Genomic DNA, 21042 nt, shown 5'->3' on the forward strand with positions numbered 1-21042 from the left:
ATGGGGTTTTATCACAACTTACATTTCTTTAAAAGATGCCTTGTTATTGCCGGGGTGTTCAATGCCGGTATTGCAGCTGCACAGATACCTGGTACCGATCAGTATTTAAAACTGTGGTACACTAAACCTGCTGCAGCCTGGGAAGAAGCGCTGCCCTTAGGTAATGCTACTACGGGTGCTATGGTGTTTGGGGGCGTCAACCATGAACGTTACCAGCTTAATGACCATAACCTTTGGTCCGGGTTTCCTGAATCAGGTAATAACCCGCAAGGGCCCGAATATTTACCACAGGTTCGCAAAGCTGTTTTTGATAATGATTTTGACAAAGCGGCCGATCTGTGGAAAAAGCATTTACAGGGACCTTACACTGCCCGTTACCTGCCCCTGGGTGACCTGCTGCTTAATTTTAGCCTGACAGACAGCACTAATTATCAACGCGAACTAAATTTGAACAACGCGGTTTCAACCGTACGGTATGAGGTTGCGGGGGGGCACTATTTACGCGAAACATTTATAAGCTACCCGGATAAGGTGATGGTGGTACGCATCACTGCCGATAAAAAGGGCACTGTTAATTTCACAGCTAACTTGCAAAGCAAACTGCACTTTAAGGTGACGAATGATGGAGATAGTAAATTAATATTAAAGGGAAAAGCCCCAAGTTATGTAGCCAATCGCGATTATGACCCCCGCCAGGTAATTTATGATGAGCCCAAAGGCGAGGGGATGAATTTCCAGATCGACCTGAAAATAAAAAATGATGGCGGCCGCGTGATCGCTGTTAACAATGCATTGAAGGTTACCGGCGCTAATCAGGTAGTTATTTATTTAACAGAGGCTACCAGCTTTAACGGATTTAATAAGTCGCCGGGCCTACAGGGTAAGGATCCTGCTGCGGAGGCCAATGGTAACCTGTTGGCTGCATCTCAAAAAACGTATGAACAGCTTAAGCAAAGGCATATAACCGATTATCAGCATTTGTTTAAGCGGGTCAGTTTTAATTTAGGTGTAGATGCCGGTATGGTAAAACAACCTACGGATGAACGGCTCAGGAATTTCAACGTAGCCAATCCTGATAAGCAGTTGCAAACCCTCTACTACCAGTTCGGACGCTATTTGCTGATAGCCAGTTCGAGGCCGGGCAGTGCGCCGGCTAACCTGCAGGGTATCTGGAACGATCAGGTATCTCCGCCCTGGGGCAGTAATTATACCACCAACATCAATACCGAAATGAATTACTGGCTGGCAGAAAACACCAACCTCTCCGAGTGTCATCAACCCTTGTTTGATTTTTTGAAAGAACTCAGGGTAAACGGCGCTATTACTGCTAAGGAAAGCTACAATATTAATGAAGGCTGGGTAGAACACCATAACACCGATATATGGGCCAAAACATCTACAGTTGGTGGGTTTGATCATGACCCTAAGAGTTCAGTCAGGTGGTCGGCCTGGCCCATGGGTGGTGCCTGGATGAGCCTTCATTTGTATGATCATTATTTGTTTACAGGCGATAAGACTTTTTTGAGTAAGACCGCCTATCCTATTATGAAAGGCGCCGCGCAGTTTATGCTGCACTGGCTGGTGACCGATCCTAAAACCGGGTACCTGGTAACCAATCCTTCCACATCGCCCGAGAATACGATAAAGATCAGCGGGAAAGAATACCAGGTGAGTATGGCTTCTACCATGGATATGTCTATCATTCGCGAATTGTTTCAGGATTGTATGAGCAGCGCCCAAATTCTGGGTATTGATCAGGCTTTCGCTATAAAGGTAAAAGTTGCCTATAATAAACTTTATCCTTTCCATATAGGTAAATATGGCCAGCTGCAGGAATGGTTTCAGGACTGGGATGATCCTGCCGATACACACCGGCATATATCGCATTTATTCAGCCTGTTTCCGGGCAGGCAGATCTCTGTATTCAATACACCCGAACTCGCAGCTGCGGCCAAACAATCCATGATATACAGGGGAGACGTAAGCACAGGATGGTCAATGGCCTGGAAGGTGAATTGGTGGTCGCGTATGCATGACGGCAACCATGCTTATAAAATATTAGGGGCCGCATTTAATTATATGGACCCTGCGCAAAAAAAGGAACAAATGAGTGGGGGCGGTACTTACCCCAATTTGTTTGACGCGCACCCACCTTTTCAGATCGATGGAAATTTTGGCGGAACGGCAGGTATGACTGAAATGTTGTTGCAGAGCCAAAATGGAGAAATAGAATTGTTACCGGCGTTACCCGATGCCTGGGCTGATGGCAGCATCAAAGGCATTAAAGCCCGCGGAAATTTTGAGGTAGCTATTGACTGGAAAAAAGGAAGGTTGAGTAAAGCGACGGTTAAATCAAATATAGGGGGCAATTGCAGGTTACGCACACAGGTTCCGGTAAAGGTGGTTGAAGAAAACAGTAAAATTGCTCAAGGTACTAATAAGAACATTTTAAATGCCCAGCCGGCAATACCGGCTTATAAAAAAGCGGATGATGTTAAACTAACCGATATAACCTTTAATAAAGGTTATGTAATTGACTTTGCTACCCAAAAAGGTAAAACCTACACCATTATACCCCAATAAGATGATGAACGCTTTAAAATATTTTTTCCTTTTTTGTTTGTTTGTGAGTTTTGCCACAACAATTAACGCACAATCCATAACCTGGACAGAAGTAGAGCCCGGGATATGGAAGGGCGTAATTGGGAAGCCAGAAGAATTTGACCTGCTAAAAGCCGCCGGAGTACAACCTTATCATGCAGGCTTACAGCAAATGCCCAAAGCCGGTTTCCCCCTGGCTCAGGAAGAAATTAATGCCCGCGTACAGGATGGCAAAACTTACCTCAGATTTCCGTTAGAAAGAAAAGAACAACTGTTCGGGTTCGGCTTAAATTTCCAAACTGTATTTCAGCGGGGCAAAGTGCTTACGCTGCATGTTGATAATTATGCGGGTAAAGATAATGGCCGTACCCATGCACCCACACCGTTCTATGTGTCATCAAAAGGGTATGGTGTATTTATCAACTCGGCAAGATATATCAATGTATATGCCGGTACGGCGGTAAGACGCGAAAGTAAGGTGCCTCCTGAAGTAAAAGACAGGAATCTTGACAAAACCTGGAGTTCGCACCCATATTCGGATGGGGTAGAAATGCTGATACCGGCGGCAGGGGTAGAGATCTACGTATTTGCAGGGCCTACTACCCTGGATGCTATCCGGCGATATAATTTATTAAATGGCGGCGGTTGTTTACCCCCGCGCTGGGGCCTCGGCTTTACCCAGCGCATGCAGCGCCTGACGGATGCAAAGGGTGTTGAAGATGAGGCAAAGGCATTTGAAGAAAAGGGCTATCCGCTTGATTTTATCGGCCTTGAGCCGGGTTGGCAAAGCAAATCGTACCCATGTACTTTTGAGTGGGACAAAACACGGTTCCCTGATCCTAAAGGGTTTGTTCAGGATATGCTGAAAAAGAATATCCGACTCAATTTGTGGACCAATCCTTATGTATCGCCGGAAGCGCCTGTTTATAAAAGTATTTTACCACTCAGCGGCTCTCATACCGTTTGGAATGGCATAGTGCCTGATATCAGTATGCCCGAAGCACGGAAAATCTTCTTCGGTGAACTGGAAAAGGATAAGATAGATATTGGTATTAGTGGTTATAAAATGGATGAGGTTGATGGCGGGGATAATTATTTGTGGCCGGATGTGGCAGTTTTCCCTTCGGGGCATGATGCCGAACAAATGCGCCAAACCTATGGCTTAATGATGCAGCGTTATACCAGCGAAATCTATCATCAGCGTAACCAGCGTACATTTGGTTTGGTTCGTGCATCAAACGGAGGCGGCTCATCATTCCCTTATGTAATTTATAACGATTATTATGATCATCGCGATTTTATAACCGCATTGGTAAACAGTGGTTTCGCCGGCGTGTTATGGACCCCGGAGGTGCGCTCATCCAAAACAGGAGAGGAATGGTTGCGCAGGTTCCAGTCGAACGTGTTTTCACCTATGGCGATGATCAATGCCTGGGCCAGCGGTACCAAACCATGGTCCTTTGCCGAAGTTGCTGATCAGGTAAAAACAATGGCCAATCTGCGTATGCAAATGATGCCTTATTGGTACAGTGAATTCGCTAAATATCATTTTCAGGGAACCCCGCCTTTCAGGGCAATGTACCTGGAAGATGGATTTGTAACGGCAGATGCCAAAAGCGAGAACAAAAAAACAAACCTCGAAGAAAACCCTTATGAAGAAGCCATAACCAAAGAGGTAAAAGATCAGTATATGGCCGGCGAATATTTATTGGTTGCTCCGGTATTTGCTGGGCAAACCAGCCGGAAGGTAATTTTGCCAAAAGGTAAATGGTATGATTTTTACACAGGGAAATATGCGGGTAACGGAGAGGTGATTACTGTTACCCCTGGTATGGATAAAATACCGGTTTATGTAAAAGACGGCGGCGTTATACCCATGATGCCGGTTATGCTGCACGCCCCAAAAGCAGGACAAAAGATTGATTTAGAGATCAGGTACTATGGTGAAAAACCAGGCACTTATGCTTTATATGATGATGATGGCGAAACCTATAACTATGAAAAGGGCGAATACAGCTTCAGGCAAATTAACGTGCAAAAAGTAAATGGCAGGATAAAAGGTGCTATCACATCCGCAATAAAGGGAAAACCGGATAATGTTGGTAAAGTAGCCTTTAAGCAGATGACGGATAATTGAACAGCGTCTAAGAGATTTTAAGACAGGCAATCCAATTGTTTATAGGATTCGAATCCTGCATACCAGCTAAAGAAAAGAATAATAAAAAAGGTAAAGAGGATCTGACGTTTAGGAAAAAAAATGCGTTCCGTATCTCACCCCAGAACGCACCACATAAGTGTTTCAACTAAATCTCAGATCTCACGTTTACAGATCTAAGCTCTGCCGGCGGAATGCGCAGATCATTCACTTCGTAAGCTATGTACCGGGTTCGCCAGCGCCGCTTTTATCGCCTGGAAACTAATGGTGATCAGGGTAATGAGTATAGCCGCTATACCCGAAGCGATGAACACCCCTACGCCGATGCTTACACGGTAGGGGTACTTTTGAAGCCAATTGTGCAGGTAATAGAACGCCACTGGCGAGGCAACGACGCAACTGATGACCACCAGCACGATAAAATCGCGAGATAGCAGCAGCCAAACCTGTGCTATGGATGCACCCAGCACTTTGCGGATACCGATCTCCTTGGTGCGCTGTTCGGCAACGTAAGCGGCAAGCCCGAACAGCCCAAGGCAGGATATAAATATGGCCAGCCCGGCGAACACGCCCGCCAGTTTGCCCACCAGCACCTCCAGGTTAAACTTGTGCTCATACTCGTTGTTCACAAACTTGTACTGGTAGGGGTAAGCCGGGTTATATTTTCCAAACACCTTGCCGATCTTGTCTATCGCAGTATGCGTACCTGCGTTTTTTACCAGCCGGTACATCACCACAAACCCGAAGGGGTTATGTCCGAAAACGGCAGGCTCCACCGGGCTATAAGGCGAATCCATCAGCGCGTCTTTTACCACGCCGATGATCCTTACCGGATTTTTGTTAAAATTGATGGTTATTAATTGATTAACAGGGTCTTTTAAACCGATGCGCTTAACCATGGCTTCATTCACTATCACATTCAGCGAGTCGCTTTTCCAGTCGCCCGTGAAAGTGCGCCCCTCAGCAAAGGTCATCCCCAAAGTCTTAAAATAGTCATCAGACACCCATATCGCGCCGATGTTCACATTTTCGTCGCTCGCATTTTTACCCGGCCACTTCTCCAGCGAAAAATGACTGTACACCTGTGTTGCCGGTGAGGTTGATGAGGCCACGCTCTCTACCAATCCTAAAGATAGCAGGTCGTTTTTCAGCGTTTCATAATGCTGTGAAAGGTCGTTGTTCATGTCGGTCATCATTAATCTGTCGGCACTGTAACCTGTCGGCCGGTTCTTCACATACTGTATCTGCTGGTAAACGATCACGGTACTGATGATCAACGCGATGGAACAGGTAAACTGCACCACCACCAGCACCTTCCTTGGCATGGATGCCCACCGGCCCATCTGGATACTGCCCTTCAGCACCTTAACAGGGTTGAACGAAGACAGGTAAAACGCCGGCCGGCTCCCAGCTATCAAACCAGTAAACAGACAAATACAATCATAATACCCCAGAACCCGATATTGCCATAAGGAATATGGACATCGGCACGCGTCAGCGTATTGAATGCCGGCAAAGCCAGCTGAACCAGCAGCAAACCCAGCAGGAACGATATAAAAGTGATCAGGACAGACTCCAGCAAAAACTGGTAAACCAGATCGATACGCGCCGAGCCGATGGCTTTGCGTACGCCAACTTCCCTTGCCCTTTTTTCAGACCTGGCAGTAGAAAGGTTCATGAAATTGATACAAGCTATGGCCAATACCAGCATACCGATAATGCTGAACAAACGCACATATTCTACAAAGCCGCCAACAACTTTGCCATTTTTAAACTCGTTATATAAATGCCAGTCCTTTAAAGGATGCAGTATCACCTCAGGCTTTAACGACCGCATCTCCGGGCTTCTTTTATTGACGATATCCCTGATCTTTGGAGCGATCTGCTCGTATGTCACGCCCGGCTCCAGCGCCACGTAGGCAGAGAATGAATTGTAAGTCCACTTGGTACGACCATCTTTGATCCAGCCCTGGGTGGCTTCTGAGTAGGCAAAGGGCACAAGATAGTTGAATTGCAGCGTAGCATTGGCAGGGACATCGCGTATAACACCTGTTACCGTCATGTTCTGCGAATTATCAAACCGCACATTTTTCCCCATCGGATCGGCATTGCCAAACAACGCTTTTGCCGTCGATTCGGTCAAAACTATCGAATAGAGATCTTTTAACGCTGAATTGGCGTTGCCTTTTATAAATGGATATTGAAATATTTTGAAGAATTCCGGCCCTGCAGCACCTCCTTCCATGTACAGCTTTTTATCGCCGACCCAAAGGCCGTGGTTCATGTGGCCTATATCGTCAGCTTCAGCAACGTACTGTATGCCGGGGATCTCTTTCTTTAAAACATCAGTCAGTGGCAGAGCTATGGAAGTTTGGGTACTCGTGCCGTTATGCTGCGAGGTCAGGTTCATTTCAACCTGGTATAATTGTTTATAGCCTGGCAGAAAACGATCATATGAATATTGGTTAGTCACCCATAAACCGATCAGGAGTGCCACGGCCATGCCGGCTGCCAGGCCGAGGATGTTCAGCATGCTGTAAACTTTATTGTGCAGCGTATTGCGCCAGGCAATCTTTAAATAATTTCTAAACATAAAATTGCGGGTTAATTTCTCATAAGACCACTTGGGAGTGACTTCATGACACGAAATTATTGCAGCGGGGCGGGAATGAGGGGTCAAGTTATAAGATGAACCCTCTTTTTTCAGATCGCTACTGTATTCTCCCGGGGTTTTCCCGGTCATTCGCCGAAAGGCCCGGCTAAAAGTTGTTTTTGAATTAAATCCTGAGTCAAAAGCAATGCCCAGCAGGGTTAGCCGGTCATAAACAGGGTTCTGCATTTTCCGGATCACCTCAGCAATACGATATTCATTAACGAAATCATTAAAGCTTTTTTTGAGCACCGTATTGATGATCCGGGATAACTCATGGGGAGTCAAGTCAAGCTTTTCAGCCAATGAGCCTAAGCTTAATTCCGGGTCCTCATAATAACGGGTTTCTTTAACGACTTTCTTCAGCCAGGTACCTTTTTGCTTCAGTTCCACAGGCGGCAACGGCCTGGAAACAAAAGGCGCATGGACCGGCACTCTGGCATCCAGCCTTAAAAAGGACACGATTGCAATTCGGATGAAGATTATTGCCAAAAGGAGATACAAAGGATAACAAGTTTGGATATCCATCTGGCCATGATAATAAAAATAATCCGCGGCGGCATACGGAATCCACAATAGCCATAACAGGGCGAAACCCGTCAGCAAGCGATACAGCCACCTCAATTCGTAGCGGTACCGGTCACGTACATGATTAAATTTCAGCTGCTGATAAAAGCCTTCAATTAGCCTGAAAGACCAATACAAGTAGGTGCTGACCGAAATAAACGCCGCCAGGTGCAATACCGGGCTCATTTGCTGAAAGGTCAGCGTATTATATGTAGCCGCCCCCGTCTTTATACTCTCCTTAACTTGAAACACCAGGACACCCTGTTCCAGCAACAAGGGGCTGAAATGCAGCAGATCCTTTGGGCGGAATTTATATTCCGGCCGGGTAATTTTAAGCACATAAAAAAAGATCAGTGGACCAAGTGTCAGCGAAAATTGCAGCGGCAGCCAGCTCCAATGGGGAAGGTAGGTACCCAACCGGATATCAATGCCCAATACCCGGACTATCCACAAAACGATGGTTGCCAGGGCCAGGCCAAGAAACCTGTTGGCAGCCAGGTTAATCCTTTTGGTGCACCACAACAACAGGGTAAAAGTCAGCCCAATAAATATCACTCCCAGGAAGACCAGGTCATATATATTGGTATGGAATGTATAGGTGTTCAAAGCAGATCAACGCGCGCAATTGCTGTTCCATGTTTATAAGGCATTGACAGATAGTTCATTGTCTGGCAAATATTATAACAGTTGTAACAAAAACGAACATGAACTGTACGGTTTCAACAATGATTTGACCCGTCCTGAAAAGACTATACATTTTGTTAGGTTAATCCTGATTGAACAATACATCAGATTTTGTTAATCCTGATTAGTACTGTCCTGTTCGGTTAGTAAATATAATTCATAAACGAACAGTGGCTTGTTTGTCGGGTTGGAATGTGGGAAACTCACAGAGTTTTCCATATTTCAACCCGTTTTTCTTTTTTTGCTTCTTTTTTTCTTTTTGCCGGTACCTCCTTTTTGTGAATAACAATAATGATCTACAATCGAGTTTATTTAGACAGCCTTAACTACAGGGTTTTCTTTTTGCCATTTTCGCTGATAGCTTTTCCAACGCCTTTTAAGTGCATGCTGCTGAGTATGCGCCTGACTTGGCGTTAGATAGTCACAACTGCCATGTGGCCTGACCTCGTTGTAAGTCTTGATACTTTTTTCTATTTTCTGCCGGGTCTGTTCAAAGTTCAGCGAGCTGCTATAGAGATTGAACTCTTCTTTAATAATCCCGTTCATCCGCTCGGCCAATGCATTCTCATATGGATCTCCGTTTTGTGTCATGCTGATTTGTACACCGTGAAACAGGAGCACGTTTACATAGTCTTTCGAGCAGTACTGTGATCCCCTGTCAGAATGATGGATAAGCAGGCGGTCATGGTATATGCGGTTATTTAAAGCCATTTGCAACGCCTCTAGGCAGCCTTGCGCCAGCATATCGTCACGGAAGCAATAACCCATAATCTTCCTGGAGAAAGCGTCTGTGATCAGCGACAAATAGCCCCATTGATTCATTACCCTGATATAAGTCATATCACTTACCCAAACCTGCTCTGGCCTTGCTACCGGCAAATCTTTTACTAGGTTATTGTATTTATGCATCCAATGCCTGGAATCTGTTGTATAAGCCTTCTTTTTACGTTGCCGGATCAATAGCTTATGAACGCCCAGCAAATCAAATAAATAATCCCTGCCTACAACAATACCATGGGATTTTAACCGGGGAGCCAGCATGTGTATCATTTTTCGGGTTCCCAGACGGGGAAGTGAGTCCCTGGTCTCATAAACCAACTGCAGGATGATGTCTTCTTTCAAAGAATCATTCTGCGCTCTCCATAAATGATCGTAATGGGCATGACGGGTCTTGCCAAACAGCCTGCAAAGAACCTCCCAGCTTAACTGGGGATAATCTTGCTTAATTATCATGACTGTTTGGCTCCAGGCTTTTTTCTGATGGCTATTTTAAATTGCTCCTCTGCAACGTCGATCAGCGTATTAAGGGCATGAATCTTTAATTGCGCTTCCTGGAGAGCTTTTTTCAAAGCCTGTTTTTCAGAATCTGCTGTATCGGGCTGTTCTGTGGCTTTTTTCTTCATCGCATTTCGAGAGTCTATGACAAGATCGGGATTTTTTCTGGAAGCTGTCTTTAGCCACCGGACTAAAACATCGCCACCCAATTCATAAGTCTTTCTAGCCTGGTGCCTCGTTAACTGCCCTTGCTGAATTAACCGTATAATAGTTTCCTTTTCTGCTTTACTCAAATGCTTTCCCTGACGCTTTGCCTGATATTCAGGCGATCCATGATCGCGCATCCAGTCTGATAAAGTACTTCTGGCTACACCATACTTTTTGGTAAACACACTTCTGGCAACGCCATGCTCAATAGCTTTGATAATCTCGTCTCGAACGGCTACCTGAAAATGACCCTGTTCCGAGAAGCGAACCATTTGCATTAATTTTTCCTCTTTTTTCATCTTACACTAATAGTTTTAGTGTATAGTTTTTTTAGGACGAGTCAATTAAAAATCAAGCTATGTAAAATGGTTTGTTTCGATAGTAGATTAATGTATTTTGGACTTAAGAAGCATACTTAAAGGGATTCAAGACTGATTGCATATGCTTTTTTTTGTATGATTGGCCCTAAGACTTACCTCAATCATTTATTCCTTTTCCACTCAAAATTTGCGGGATATATTTTTCAACCCGCGACTCGCGAGTTTTGGATTGTTTGGGGGTAGAGAAATGCAGCAGGTATGCTCTTTGCCTTCCCTGGGTTAGTGCCTCAAAAGCAGTTTTCAGGGCAGGCATGTTATCTAATTTTTGTTGGAATTCGTCGCAAATGGCAAAATCCCTGGTCTTTTTAAAAGTAACCTTCAATCCAACTTTTTCTACTTCAATGGCTTCAAAAATATAAGCTTTCAGGGCGGGCTTCATCTTCATAATTTCCCCAACATTGGTAAACCTGATTTGTCGCGCCGATTGTACATTCTCGGTTTGCTGTATCAGGATGCCTTTGGTATCATTAAGGAGGGCGCCTTTAAAAAACAAAAGCGCGCAGTAGTCTTTAAATACATGTATTAAAACAATGTTACTTTGCTGATACGTGTAACAAGGAGTGCCCCACTTCAATTCTTCGGTGAGGCCACAATCAAGAATGATTGTTCTCAATTGCTCCAGCTCTTCATGCCATTTATTGTCCTTATTAAAATAAAAATCAACCTTTGGGTTCATGCTATTACTTTAATGTAATGGTTATTATATCAAACGCTTAACCAACCGCGGAAGCCCCTGGCGGCATAGTAAGATTCTGCCCCGTTGTGATAAAGGAAGACCGTATTGTAGCGACGATCACAAAAGGTAGCTCCGCCAAGTTTCCTGATATCGGCAGATGTTTTCACCCAGCTCGAGGTCTTCAAATCAAACTTTCCAAATTTTTGCAATTCGCGATATTGTTCTTCCGTTAAAAGCTCAATGCCCATATCACGAGCCATTTCAACAGCGCTGTTTTCGGGTTTGTGTTCTTTTCTTGCCTCCAGAGCTTCATGATCGTAACAAAAACTTCTGCGGCCTTTCGGGCTTTCTGCCGAGCAATCATAAAAAATGTAGGCACCTGTGTCTCTGTTATGGGCAATTACATCCGGTTCGCCCCCGGTTATTTCCATTTCATTGAGCGACCACAATTTTTTGGGATCAGCTTCCAGCCGTGCCTGTACGCCGGCCCAATCTAAACCAGAATGGCGGCCTATGTTTTTTTCAAAACGGGCTTTCAGTATGCCAAATAGTTGTTCCTGCTGTTCTGACGATAATTTGTTGTTACTCATACTTTATCAATCTTAGGTTGTGTATTGGTTTATTGATTGGCTGACATAATTTTTCTTTCGGCCGGCCGGAAATACCACGATATTGCAGTCAGGATAAGTAATAGCAAGGCCGGAAATATTTCCTTAACTGAATCGCCCAATGCGATATGCGAAAATATCGCTCCCGACATGGCAAAGAAGAAGCCTGCATAAGCCCATTCCTTTAATAAAGGAAATTTAGGAATAAGTACCGTTATAACGCCCAAAAATTTCCAGATACCCATTATAGTCAGAAAATAAACCGGATAGCCCAGATGTGTAATGCTATCCACACCTCCCTGACCGGCTTTAGCCCTGAATAACTGTACTAATCCGGTCGATAGCATTCCTAATGCAAGCCAGATAGTAAAAATCCAATAGATAATTTTATTTCTCTTCATCATAAGATAACGTTTTTGTAAGGTTATATAACTGATAATCAATGCCCGCAAGGGTTCAGACTTGCAAGCATTGATAGTGCCTGATTATTGCTGCTGTGTAATAATATTGAACATCCAGCGGATGCCAAAACGGTCTTTGCAGGTGCCCCAATATCCCCAGAATTCATCATGTGGCGCCACTGCTTCTGTTCCGCCTTCCGATAGCTCGTCGTACAATCTGTCGGCTTCATCCCTCGTGTCGGGGTTTAAACTGATGGTAAAATTGTTCCCTTCTACCAATTTTTGCCCCATGCTTTCCAGCATGTCGGTAGCCATTATCTCCAGGCCGCCAAGTATGGGTAGCGCAACATGCATTACCTTGTTTTTGTCGGCTTCTGGTAGTGGTTGTCCTCCATCCTGGGGCGGCATGTCTTTAAACCGCATTAATGGATTAGAAAACTCTGTTCCGAAAATTTTTTTGTAGTGGTTAAATGCTTCTTCGGCATTGCCACTAAAGTTTAAATAAATTGATACGTGTGCCATTGTTTATAATTTGGTTTTATGATTTTGATTGGTCTGTTGATTAAAGAGTTATTTTGATTTGTTTACTATTTCTTCTAACCGGTTATGTGCCATGTTGATGCCCTGCGCAAATGGTAACTTCAGCAGCTGGTCTCTTTTTGCTACCGATTCATATATAGTGTGTATTATGAGTTTGCTGGTATCGGCGGTAAGCTGTTCAAATTGCAGCAGTTCCAACTGTACACCGAAAGGGGCATTCTCCATTTCAAATGTCCGGATGATTTTTTTGTTTGAACTAAACTCATGGATTGTTCCGTTGGCCCGGAATACTACATTCCCTTTAGCATCTGATGTTTCAAAAGAATAACCACCATACTTTTTATTTTCAAGCCTCAGCACTTTAGTTCCCATCCATTGTTCAACAATTTCGGCCTCTACATATGCTTTAAAAAGTAATTCCAGCGGTAAATCAAATTCCCTTGTAATCACTAATTCCTGCTTGCCCTCTTCGGCATTGATCTTTGTTTTTCTTTCCATGACAGGTTATTTTTTGGGTAGATAGTTTTTCATTATGGCTTCCAGTTTGTTAAACCTGTCATCCCACATTTCGCGAAATGGTTCAATAAATTCTGCTATTTCTTTCATTTTTTTTGCATTAATATGATAATGAATTTCCCGGCCGGTTTGCTCTTGTTTGAGCAATTCGCACTCGGTAAGTATTTGGAGGTGTTTGGAAACGGTTGGCCGGGCGGTGTCAAAGTTTGCAGCTATGGCACCGGCAGTCATAGAATGTGTAGCAACCAGCAGCAGTATGGCCCGCCTTGTGGGGTCGGCAATGGCTTGGAATACGTCGCGTCTTAAATTCATAATGTAGTTATTTGACTACAAATATAAATGTAGCTATTTAACTACGCAAGTTTTTCTGTGATTTTTTTTAACGGTCTGTATCAGAATATTTCACGGGCGGTGGGATAATGAGCTGTAGCCCCGGAAACTCACTTTTGCGTCTTAATATAGTTTATATAGGTTTCTTTAAAAAGTACAAACAGGCTTTTGAGGGCGGCCCAGTCATTATTTTTAATAATATCAGCCGGGAATAAGCTACTGCCCACACCAACACCTTTGGCGCCGGCAGATAAATAAGCTTTAAAATTGTTTAACCCGATGCCCCCGGTGGGCAAAAGTTTAATTTTATTTAAAGGCGCTAATACTTCTTTAATATATCCGGGACCTAAGTCGGTTGCAGGAAATACTTTAACCATAGTTGCTCCCCAATGCCAAGCCTTATATATTTCTGACGGGGTATAGGCTCCGGGAAAAACAGGTATATTTTCACTCACACAGGTTTTAATTACCTGTTTATTTAGTATCGGCGTAACAATAAACTGGGCATTGGCATTTAAGGCTTTTTCCAGGTCGTGCATGCTGCAAACAGTACCGGCACCGATATTTAACTTGCCTGCATAAGTTTTTGCAAGCATACTGATGTTTTCTGTGGCACCTGCCGAATTCATGGTTATCTCCATATTGGTTAAGCCGGCCTCGAAATAATTCTGGGCAATAATAGCGGTATGTTCTGCGGGTAAATTCCGCATGATGCCAATAATGGGTGAAGCCTCGAACAGCTCCATTGAAAATTCGTTGTTCATATTAATTGCCAATTTGATTGTAAATTTTGTGATGGGCCCTCACTACCGCTTCATCAACCCACTGGGGCGGATAGGTTTTTAGTTGTTTTGCCATGTTCAATTGTTCAAACGCCATGCGGTAGCATTTTTCTAATCCTGCACCGCATAATAAATGAAACTGGTCTTTGCTGTTTACCGCAAGGTCCTTTAGCTCGGTTCCTATTAACAAGCCGCTCAGGTAAAAGAAGTTTTGCTTTTTGGTATAAACGTTGAACAAATTATTGGTGCGTACTTTAAAAATGGCATGGAGTAAATTGCCGCCAGCCGCATCAGTTACACCTTGTTTAAAGCTTAATGCATGTTCCGCTGCTTCTATATCATTTTCTTTCTCCACCGAATTATGAAGGATGCTTTTTTGCGATAAGAGCTCAAAAAGGTCGCCCGTCATATAGGTTTTAAAACCTGTGATGTTGTTTTGATGTACATATATATGTTTGGAATGAGTACCCGGTAGTATAAATACCTGGTTGACGGCAGTGCTTTCAATAGCCTCAACACATCCTATCAGTTGAGTTTCTTCCCCGCGCATCACATCATCGGCGCTTCGCACACCCGATATCATGCTGATGGCATGGTTAAAGCCTTCCGGAGCCGGCAGATGTTTTACCTGAAGACCGGGACCCGACAACGCAAACGGCAACTGGCTGTATGGTAATTCTATAAAACCGATTGATGAGGAGGCCATTCCCGAAATAAAAAGCTTTACACCGTTTAACGATACACTTAGCCGGGTTTCGATATTGCTGATAAGCTGTTGTAAAACATCCAGATAAAAAGCAATGCGCGAGTTTTCATCGGTTATATTTGTAGCCTTCCATAATTCAAAGGTTTTGGCTATGCCACTGTCTGATCTTTCACCGGTCATTATTTGGCCGCTTTTGGCATCAATAAGGTTTAATCTTAAAGCGCTTGTACCCCAATCGCAGCTCAATAACATATTCATGGAATTACAACAGATTATTTCGGTTCAGCACGCAAGCTAAAAAATATATCATAACTCCGCAAAGCAATTGGGAAGGTAAATGGCGAAGATGGCGCGCTTTTTTTTAATGAAAAGCCCCGCTTTTTTTACAAAAGCGGGGCTTGTTTATAGAATATATGAATTGCGCAAAACGCGTGTTATTTGCTTAATGCCCGTGCGCGCCGGGTGTATAGGTTCCAACGGCGACCGGATTGGGGAAAGCAAGATTGATACGATTGTAGCCGTTTATAGCGATAACGGCCATGAGCACGTCAATCAGTTCGTCTTCAGAAAATTGTTTTCTTGCATCTGCGTACACATCATCCGGAACTATGCCGTTAAGTTTAGTAAGCGCTTCGGCGAAAGCCAAAGCCGCGCGTTCACGGTCGGTATAAAAAGGAGCTTCGCGCCATGCATTCAGTACATAAAGGCGGTGTTCGCTTTCACCCTTTGCACGCAGGTCTTTAGCGTGCATATCAAGGCAATAAGCACAACCATTAACCTGTGATACGCGGAAGTAAATTAAATTTAAAAGTGATTGTTCAACCGGCGATTTTGCCAGGTATATCCCTAAACCATACATTGCCTTCATGGCATTCTGACCTTTTTCGAAAAGATTAACTCTTTGTTCCATTTTGTTGCTGATTTTATTAAATATTTAGATTATACAGCAATGATGAATGAGATTATGGAAATAGGACAATTGCCGTAAAAAAACTTCAGCAATTAAAAAAACAGCACTCGGTTGTCGAAAAGGGCAGCGCCTTATGGGTGAGATACATTATTCACAATAATTTTTTGCCGGATGCTTTCTATATTTCCATTCATGTCCGAACCATCCATTAAAAGAGTGTAGGTTCCTGGTTTATCGGTAGTGTAGAATGAAAACATCGCTTTGCCATTTTTATCAGTAATAATATTGGGCGACCAATAAATAGTAGAGCGCAAGTCGGTAAACGAGGTATCTGCCTGGGTTTTTACCGTATAACGTGGCGAATAGAATTGCTTTTGCGGGCTGAAAGCTAAGGGTTTGTACATATAAACACCGGGCGTTTTCTTTAAAAAGGGGCCGGAACCACTATATGTTGTTACCTCAACAAAAGCATGATCGAAGGGAACAGCCAGAGGATCTAAAAATCTGGTGGTGTAACTGCTCACATATCTGGCAGATCGCATCACCTCAATGCCTTTAATATCTTCGGCTGTATAATAATCAAGAAAACTTTTAACATAATGCATAAACGCCGTAGGGCCGCTGCCATCATAAGTAAAGGAAAAAGTTATATCAACACCATCAATAATCAGGTGCATAAACTGTCCGTTAATATAATAGGCATACGGATTCTTGCCCGAGCCCAAATGGAAACCCTTTACTTTTTGAGTTAACAAGTCGCCCAATTTGGCTTTCCCGGCTTTTTCCAGATCTTCGGTGGTTAAAGAAAAATCCGAGCCGCCGTCACTGTTCAGGTTTTTGGAGTCTTTAATTATTTTTTTATCTACAATTTTCACCTCTTTAAGCATATTATGGCCTAACAGTTTTTCGTGCTCTTTTTTGTAGCTTAAATAGTTATCCAGGGTTTTTATGCCACTGCTGTCGATATTTACATACCAGGGAATCATCCGTTCTGTTGACGCAGTAAATACGGGTGGTTTAAATTCATCCACATCAATGCCCACATTAAAGCTTTTTCCTCTTTTATTTCTGGCCTGTATAATATATATGGCGGTGTCTGAAGGGTAAATATCATTGAAATTAAATACACCGGCTTTGTTTGTAAGGGTATCCCTGATAAAGGATGGTTTTTTTGACAGCAGCATAACCCCGGCTTTTTCTACCGGCTTGTTAAACATATTGCTTACCTTTCCTTTTACTGCAAACGCCTGTTCTGCCGGGTTTAAAGCAGGCGTTATTGGCCGAAACACCGTCGGCCAATCATAATTCACCCATCCCTGTGCCAGCAATAAATTATCAAGATGCTGCCATTGTGCAGCGGTTAAACCTGATTGAAAATAATAACCGGGATCTTCTACTGTCCCTTTCAGATCGGAGGTTAACAGCAGGGCCGACTTTAGGGTGTTATTTTTTAAACTATCGTTTTTTACCTGGCTATCATCAGTTATGGCAACAGAGAAACTGCCCAGAACGGGCTGCCCGTTTTTGTCAGTCACTTCAATACTGACAGCAACACTATCGCGCTTTGTGTAATATCTTTTGTCACTGGAGAGGGCAATACGGAGGTTGTCGTTCCGGTTTATATAAACAATGCGCTCATTCAGGGCTTGTTTATTAATGTTTAATAGGGAAAGCCGGGCTATACCGGTAGGAAAGGATGTTTTGCTGATCCTGATCTTGCTTGCTCCGTGCCTCAGCCTGATCACGGCCCCATAACAGGCAATGCCACGCGATTGGCCCACCAGGTAATAAACCGGATTGGCCGCCTCAAGATCGGCTGTTGCTGCAATGTTAATTTCGAGGGAATCCTGGGTCAGTTTATTAATTACGTTTAGCACTTGCCCTGATGATTTTACCGGTGGCAGGTCGTATGGTTTGGAGTATAAGCCGTCAGGTAATTTTATTTTGGCGGTGTAAGTTTCACCGGGCTGCGGGATGATGTCAAATGAGCCAATGCCCAGATGTGCCGATTGAAAAGCGGCTATTTGCTGCTGTTTGTTATTGTAAATTAATCCCGAAACTGAAGTCCCCCGGCCATCCTCGGCTATGGCTTTAAAAGCGATATGGGTATTGATGCCCGCTACCATATAACCTCCTTCGGGCATAAACTGCAGGTCGGTATATTCGGGCCGGTTAAGTATAACAGGTATGCTGAGTATTGGTCCGGACTCATCTTTTTTTAAGGATTGCAGCGTGACGGCAAGTTTGCTTGTATCCGCTTTTTCCGGAACATCAAAATTAACATCTATTGATCCGTCGACCGAGGTCTGAACCTTATCCCTGTACCATACCTTATTGCCCGTTGTTATTTTGAGCTGAAAACTACCCAGCACAAGCGGCAGGTGATCTGTTTTATGAATTTGTAAACCTATCCCAATATGCTGCTTTCCTTCAACCTGTTTGGTGGTAAATGCCGACCGGATCAACAGGTCGGTTTCGCCGGGACTGCTGATGTAAAATTGTTTTTTAAATATATATTGTGTGTCAAAGTTGCGCATCCAGCTGGTATATGCCCTTAAAATGTAACCACCCTGCGGAAATTCCTTTTCGCCAAGCGCAATATCTCCCCAGCCCAAACCCATATACATGGATACCATTTCCCTTTTTACCACTTTGTTTTGCTCATCGGCAATTTCAATATAGGCCATCCCGCTTTTGTCTGAGCCGGCAAGATAGACGGCGTTGAATAAATAGGCCTTAAACCGCAAGGTGTCGCCGGTGGTGTAGACCGGTTTATCTGTTTGGAGATATATTTTTTCAGAAGCAAGGGAATCGCTCCGTTTTGTCACGGCATTGACAATATCCCTTACCGCCACCCGCGGATCGGTTTGGCCATAAACAGCCTTATTTTGTAGGAAAAGGAACAGCAAAAGAAAGGTGAACCATAAGATTTTCATAGGTATTATGACGATGGTTTACTATGAATTTAAAATTAGGCAATAATTTCTTTTTCAGCTACTTAATTTGAAAAGTATTATTAGTTTTTAAGGTTATTATTAAGTATAACGCAGCCTGATAAATATTAATCAACAGGATAAGGCCCTGTTTAAGCAGGTATCGGGATCAGCCTGCAGGTATTTGGGTAGTATTGAACAATGGAGGTAGGAATGAGTATTTAAATAAGGATGATCTAAGGCATTGATTAGTATATGCTCAGAAACCATTAAAAGCAGCTTTTACATTCTGAACCTTAAAGAAACGGATCGGCCCAGCGCTTGTGCCAATTCGGGGTCAATTACCGGGCCGTCACCCATTTGTACCCATGCGCCCCGGGTGTCTTTCTGTAATGTTATTTTTTCACCGTTTAATAATATTTCAAGCTCTGTAGTAGCTTTATTTATTGGCGTTGTATTAATCTGATAAACGTGATCGGTATCGTTATATGTTATGCGTAGTGGCAGGCCCATCTTTTTCTCCTCGGGGTAAATATACAATTGTTGACAACAAAAAATGCATTTTAACGAAAATGGAAGAAATAAAATTCCCTAATTCATATAAACACAGCTAACCGAAATGTCATCGAACGAGGAACGAGGAGAAATCTTGTGTGATCTTGCCCGCTAATTTTGCCTGTCGAATACGATTTTTCTTTTGTCCAAATGACAACTTATAAAGATTAGGCAGCCAGTTGGTATCCAACCTTTTCAATAAGACTGTTCATGCCGAATGGTTTGTGCAATATATCATCAGGCGCCCCTTTTTGGTTTAAAAAGCTTTCGATATTATCATTGTCTGAGCAAATGATTACCGGGAGGGTTTTTGTTTCCTTGTTGAGTTTTAACAAACGGCATAATTCAAGGCTATCCATGCCGGGTAAGGTTATATCAAGAATGATCAGGTCGGGGTGGTTGGTGCGGATGCTGTTGAAGATATGATCGGCACGGGTGGTCGCAATTACATCGTAGCCGCTGCCCGTCAGTATGTAATACATTACCTCTGTCATTAGTTCGTCGTGATCTACCAATAATATTTTCTTTGCCATGATCTTTTCCATCCCTGTTTTTTTAATGCAAAGGGCATGCCATTGATTAGCATAGCGTTATGGGAACCGATAACATGGAAATTTGTGCTGAACGAAGGGCCGTTATAAAACAATCGGGCTTGACCGGCAACGGGATAGGTAATAACCCAATCAACCAGTCCCTAACACAACAACAGCATCAAAATATGCCGGTCAAGACCCGATTAAATAATATTATATGTGTACAAACAGTTCTTCTTTTGGCCGGCGTACTTTGATCATTTTACTGTACTTGTCATCGTCTGCACGGAAGCCAACTGCGGCTATAACAGAGGTTGTAAGCCCTTTTTCTTTCAGGCCTAATATTTCATCGAATTTTTCGGTATCGAAACCTTCCATCGGACCGGCGTCAACACCCAGGTCGGCAGCGGCGCTTAATAATACACCTAAGGCAATGTAAGCCTGTTTGTGCGCCCATGCTACCTTTTGCTCATCGTTGCGGCTGCTCAGAGTACCTAATATTACTTGTTCCAACCCCTCTAAGCTTTCGCGCTCCACACCGCGTGTTGACGCAACAAGATCAACAAATTTTTTACCAAAGTTTTCATCAAGGTTTGTTTCGGCAGCAAACACAAACAGGGCCGATGAGTCGGTAATTTGTGGTTGGTTGTAGCCAGCGGCCTTTAATTTCGCTCTTGTTTCAGTGTCTTGTACAACAATTACTTTAAAAGGTTGTAAGCCATATGATGATGGCGCCAGCTGAACAGCGCTTAATAAACTATCTAACTGTTCTTCAGTTACTTTTTTATTGGGATTGAATTTTTTAACGGCGGCGCGCCATTGTAATTTTTCTATGAATGACATGATATCTTCTATTTGTTAAACAAAATTAAATGTTTAAACATGTATCATAGTCATTTATAGGCAAATTAGGCGTTTAAACATTTAATTTACTTATAATGGATAAAATTTAACCTTGCCACCAGCATTAATAGGATTTGGAAACAGATTTGATAATGTCTAAAAATAGATGGAAATTGCTTCAGGAACCGCT

Annotated in this window: 19 protein-coding genes; 2 read left to right on the forward strand and 17 right to left on the reverse strand. The window is 43.3% G+C overall.

The window, feature by feature from the left end; translation table 11 throughout:
- Together SNE25_RS02340 and SNE25_RS02345 are read left to right on the forward strand one after the other, a co-directional pair.
- Nucleotides 1–2583: a glycoside hydrolase family 95 protein gene (locus SNE25_RS02340; RefSeq protein ID WP_321563484.1), complete on the forward strand. Its 2583-nt coding sequence runs from the start codon at nt 1–3 to the stop codon at nt 2581–2583.
- A gap of 1 nt (nt 2584) precedes the next feature.
- Entirely contained in the window at nt 2585–4738 is a 2154-nt protein-coding gene (locus SNE25_RS02345) for a glycoside hydrolase family 31 protein (protein WP_321563485.1), read from the forward strand.
- A 221-nt stretch (nt 4739–4959) separates the two neighbouring features.
- Here the strand turns inward: SNE25_RS02345 and SNE25_RS02350 are convergent, their stop codons facing one another.
- The 17 genes from SNE25_RS02350 to SNE25_RS02430 all read right to left on the reverse strand — a co-directional run bounded on the left by SNE25_RS02350 (nt 4960) and on the right by SNE25_RS02430 (nt 20852).
- Entirely contained in the window at nt 4960–6174 is a 1215-nt protein-coding gene (locus SNE25_RS02350; RefSeq protein ID WP_321563486.1) for an ABC transporter permease, read from the reverse strand.
- A complete protein-coding gene (locus SNE25_RS02355) occupies nt 6171–8579 on the reverse strand; it encodes an ABC transporter permease (RefSeq protein WP_321563487.1) in 2409 nt (802 codons plus the stop codon). Before SNE25_RS02355 ends, SNE25_RS02350 begins: the two co-directional genes overlap by 4 nt.
- Before the next feature lie 390 nt (nt 8580–8969).
- A complete protein-coding gene (locus SNE25_RS02360) occupies nt 8970–9890 on the reverse strand; it encodes an IS3 family transposase (protein WP_321563488.1) in 921 nt (306 codons plus the stop codon).
- Nucleotides 9887–10438 (reverse strand): hypothetical protein, encoded by a 552-nt coding sequence (locus tag SNE25_RS02365; RefSeq protein WP_321560245.1) that lies wholly within the window; start codon nt 10436–10438, stop codon nt 9887–9889. The genes SNE25_RS02360 and SNE25_RS02365 overlap by 4 nt, the downstream gene beginning before the upstream one ends.
- Before the next feature lie 178 nt (nt 10439–10616).
- The gene (locus SNE25_RS02370) at nt 10617–11195 is read right to left on the reverse strand and encodes a YdeI/OmpD-associated family protein (protein WP_321563489.1); all 579 of its coding nucleotides are present in this window, start codon (nt 11193–11195) and stop codon (nt 10617–10619) included.
- A 29-nt stretch (nt 11196–11224) separates the two neighbouring features.
- Complete coding sequence (locus tag SNE25_RS02375; RefSeq protein ID WP_321563490.1) at nt 11225–11785, reverse strand: DUF4256 domain-containing protein; 561 nt, start codon at nt 11783–11785, stop codon at nt 11225–11227.
- A gap of 29 nt (nt 11786–11814) precedes the next feature.
- Complete coding sequence (locus tag SNE25_RS02380) at nt 11815–12207, reverse strand: DoxX family protein (RefSeq protein WP_321563491.1); 393 nt, start codon at nt 12205–12207, stop codon at nt 11815–11817.
- 81 nt (nt 12208–12288) lie between these two features.
- Nucleotides 12289–12726: a VOC family protein gene (locus SNE25_RS02385; protein WP_321563492.1), complete on the reverse strand. Its 438-nt coding sequence runs from the start codon at nt 12724–12726 to the stop codon at nt 12289–12291.
- Between the two features lie 48 nt (nt 12727–12774).
- Complete coding sequence (locus tag SNE25_RS02390; protein WP_321563493.1) at nt 12775–13242, reverse strand: SRPBCC domain-containing protein; 468 nt, start codon at nt 13240–13242, stop codon at nt 12775–12777.
- A 6-nt stretch (nt 13243–13248) separates the two neighbouring features.
- Nucleotides 13249–13572, reverse strand: coding sequence for an ArsR/SmtB family transcription factor (locus SNE25_RS02395; RefSeq protein WP_321563494.1), 324 nt, complete (start codon nt 13570–13572; stop codon nt 13249–13251).
- A 128-nt stretch (nt 13573–13700) separates the two neighbouring features.
- Nucleotides 13701–14354 carry a bifunctional 4-hydroxy-2-oxoglutarate aldolase/2-dehydro-3-deoxy-phosphogluconate aldolase gene (locus SNE25_RS02400; RefSeq protein WP_321563495.1) on the reverse strand — a complete coding sequence of 218 codons (654 nt, stop codon included), beginning with the start codon at nt 14352–14354 and terminating at the stop codon, nt 13701–13703.
- A 1-nt stretch (nt 14355) separates the two neighbouring features.
- Nucleotides 14356–15336 carry a 2-dehydro-3-deoxygalactonokinase gene (locus tag SNE25_RS02405; protein WP_321563496.1) on the reverse strand — a complete coding sequence of 327 codons (981 nt, stop codon included), beginning with the start codon at nt 15334–15336 and terminating at the stop codon, nt 14356–14358.
- 184 nt (nt 15337–15520) lie between these two features.
- Nucleotides 15521–15988, reverse strand: a complete 468-nt coding sequence (locus SNE25_RS02410; protein ID WP_321563497.1) for a carboxymuconolactone decarboxylase family protein — start codon at nt 15986–15988, stop codon at nt 15521–15523.
- Between the two features lie 131 nt (nt 15989–16119).
- On the reverse strand, nt 16120–18924 hold the full coding sequence (locus SNE25_RS02415; RefSeq protein WP_321563498.1) for a hypothetical protein: 2805 nt from the start codon (nt 18922–18924) through the stop codon (nt 16120–16122).
- Between the two features lie 279 nt (nt 18925–19203).
- The gene (locus tag SNE25_RS02420; RefSeq protein ID WP_321563499.1) at nt 19204–19461 is read right to left on the reverse strand and encodes a hypothetical protein; all 258 of its coding nucleotides are present in this window, start codon (nt 19459–19461) and stop codon (nt 19204–19206) included.
- Between the two features lie 182 nt (nt 19462–19643).
- Nucleotides 19644–20021, reverse strand: a complete 378-nt coding sequence (locus tag SNE25_RS02425; protein WP_321563500.1) for a response regulator — start codon at nt 20019–20021, stop codon at nt 19644–19646.
- 201 nt (nt 20022–20222) lie between these two features.
- On the reverse strand, nt 20223–20852 hold the full coding sequence (locus tag SNE25_RS02430; RefSeq protein WP_321563501.1) for an NAD(P)H-dependent oxidoreductase: 630 nt from the start codon (nt 20850–20852) through the stop codon (nt 20223–20225).
- Between the last annotated feature and the right edge of the window lie 190 nt (nt 20853–21042).

This window comes from Mucilaginibacter sabulilitoris (genome assembly GCF_034262375.1).
In the GTDB taxonomy this organism is placed as follows: Bacteria; Bacteroidota; Bacteroidia; order Sphingobacteriales; family Sphingobacteriaceae; genus Mucilaginibacter; species Mucilaginibacter sabulilitoris.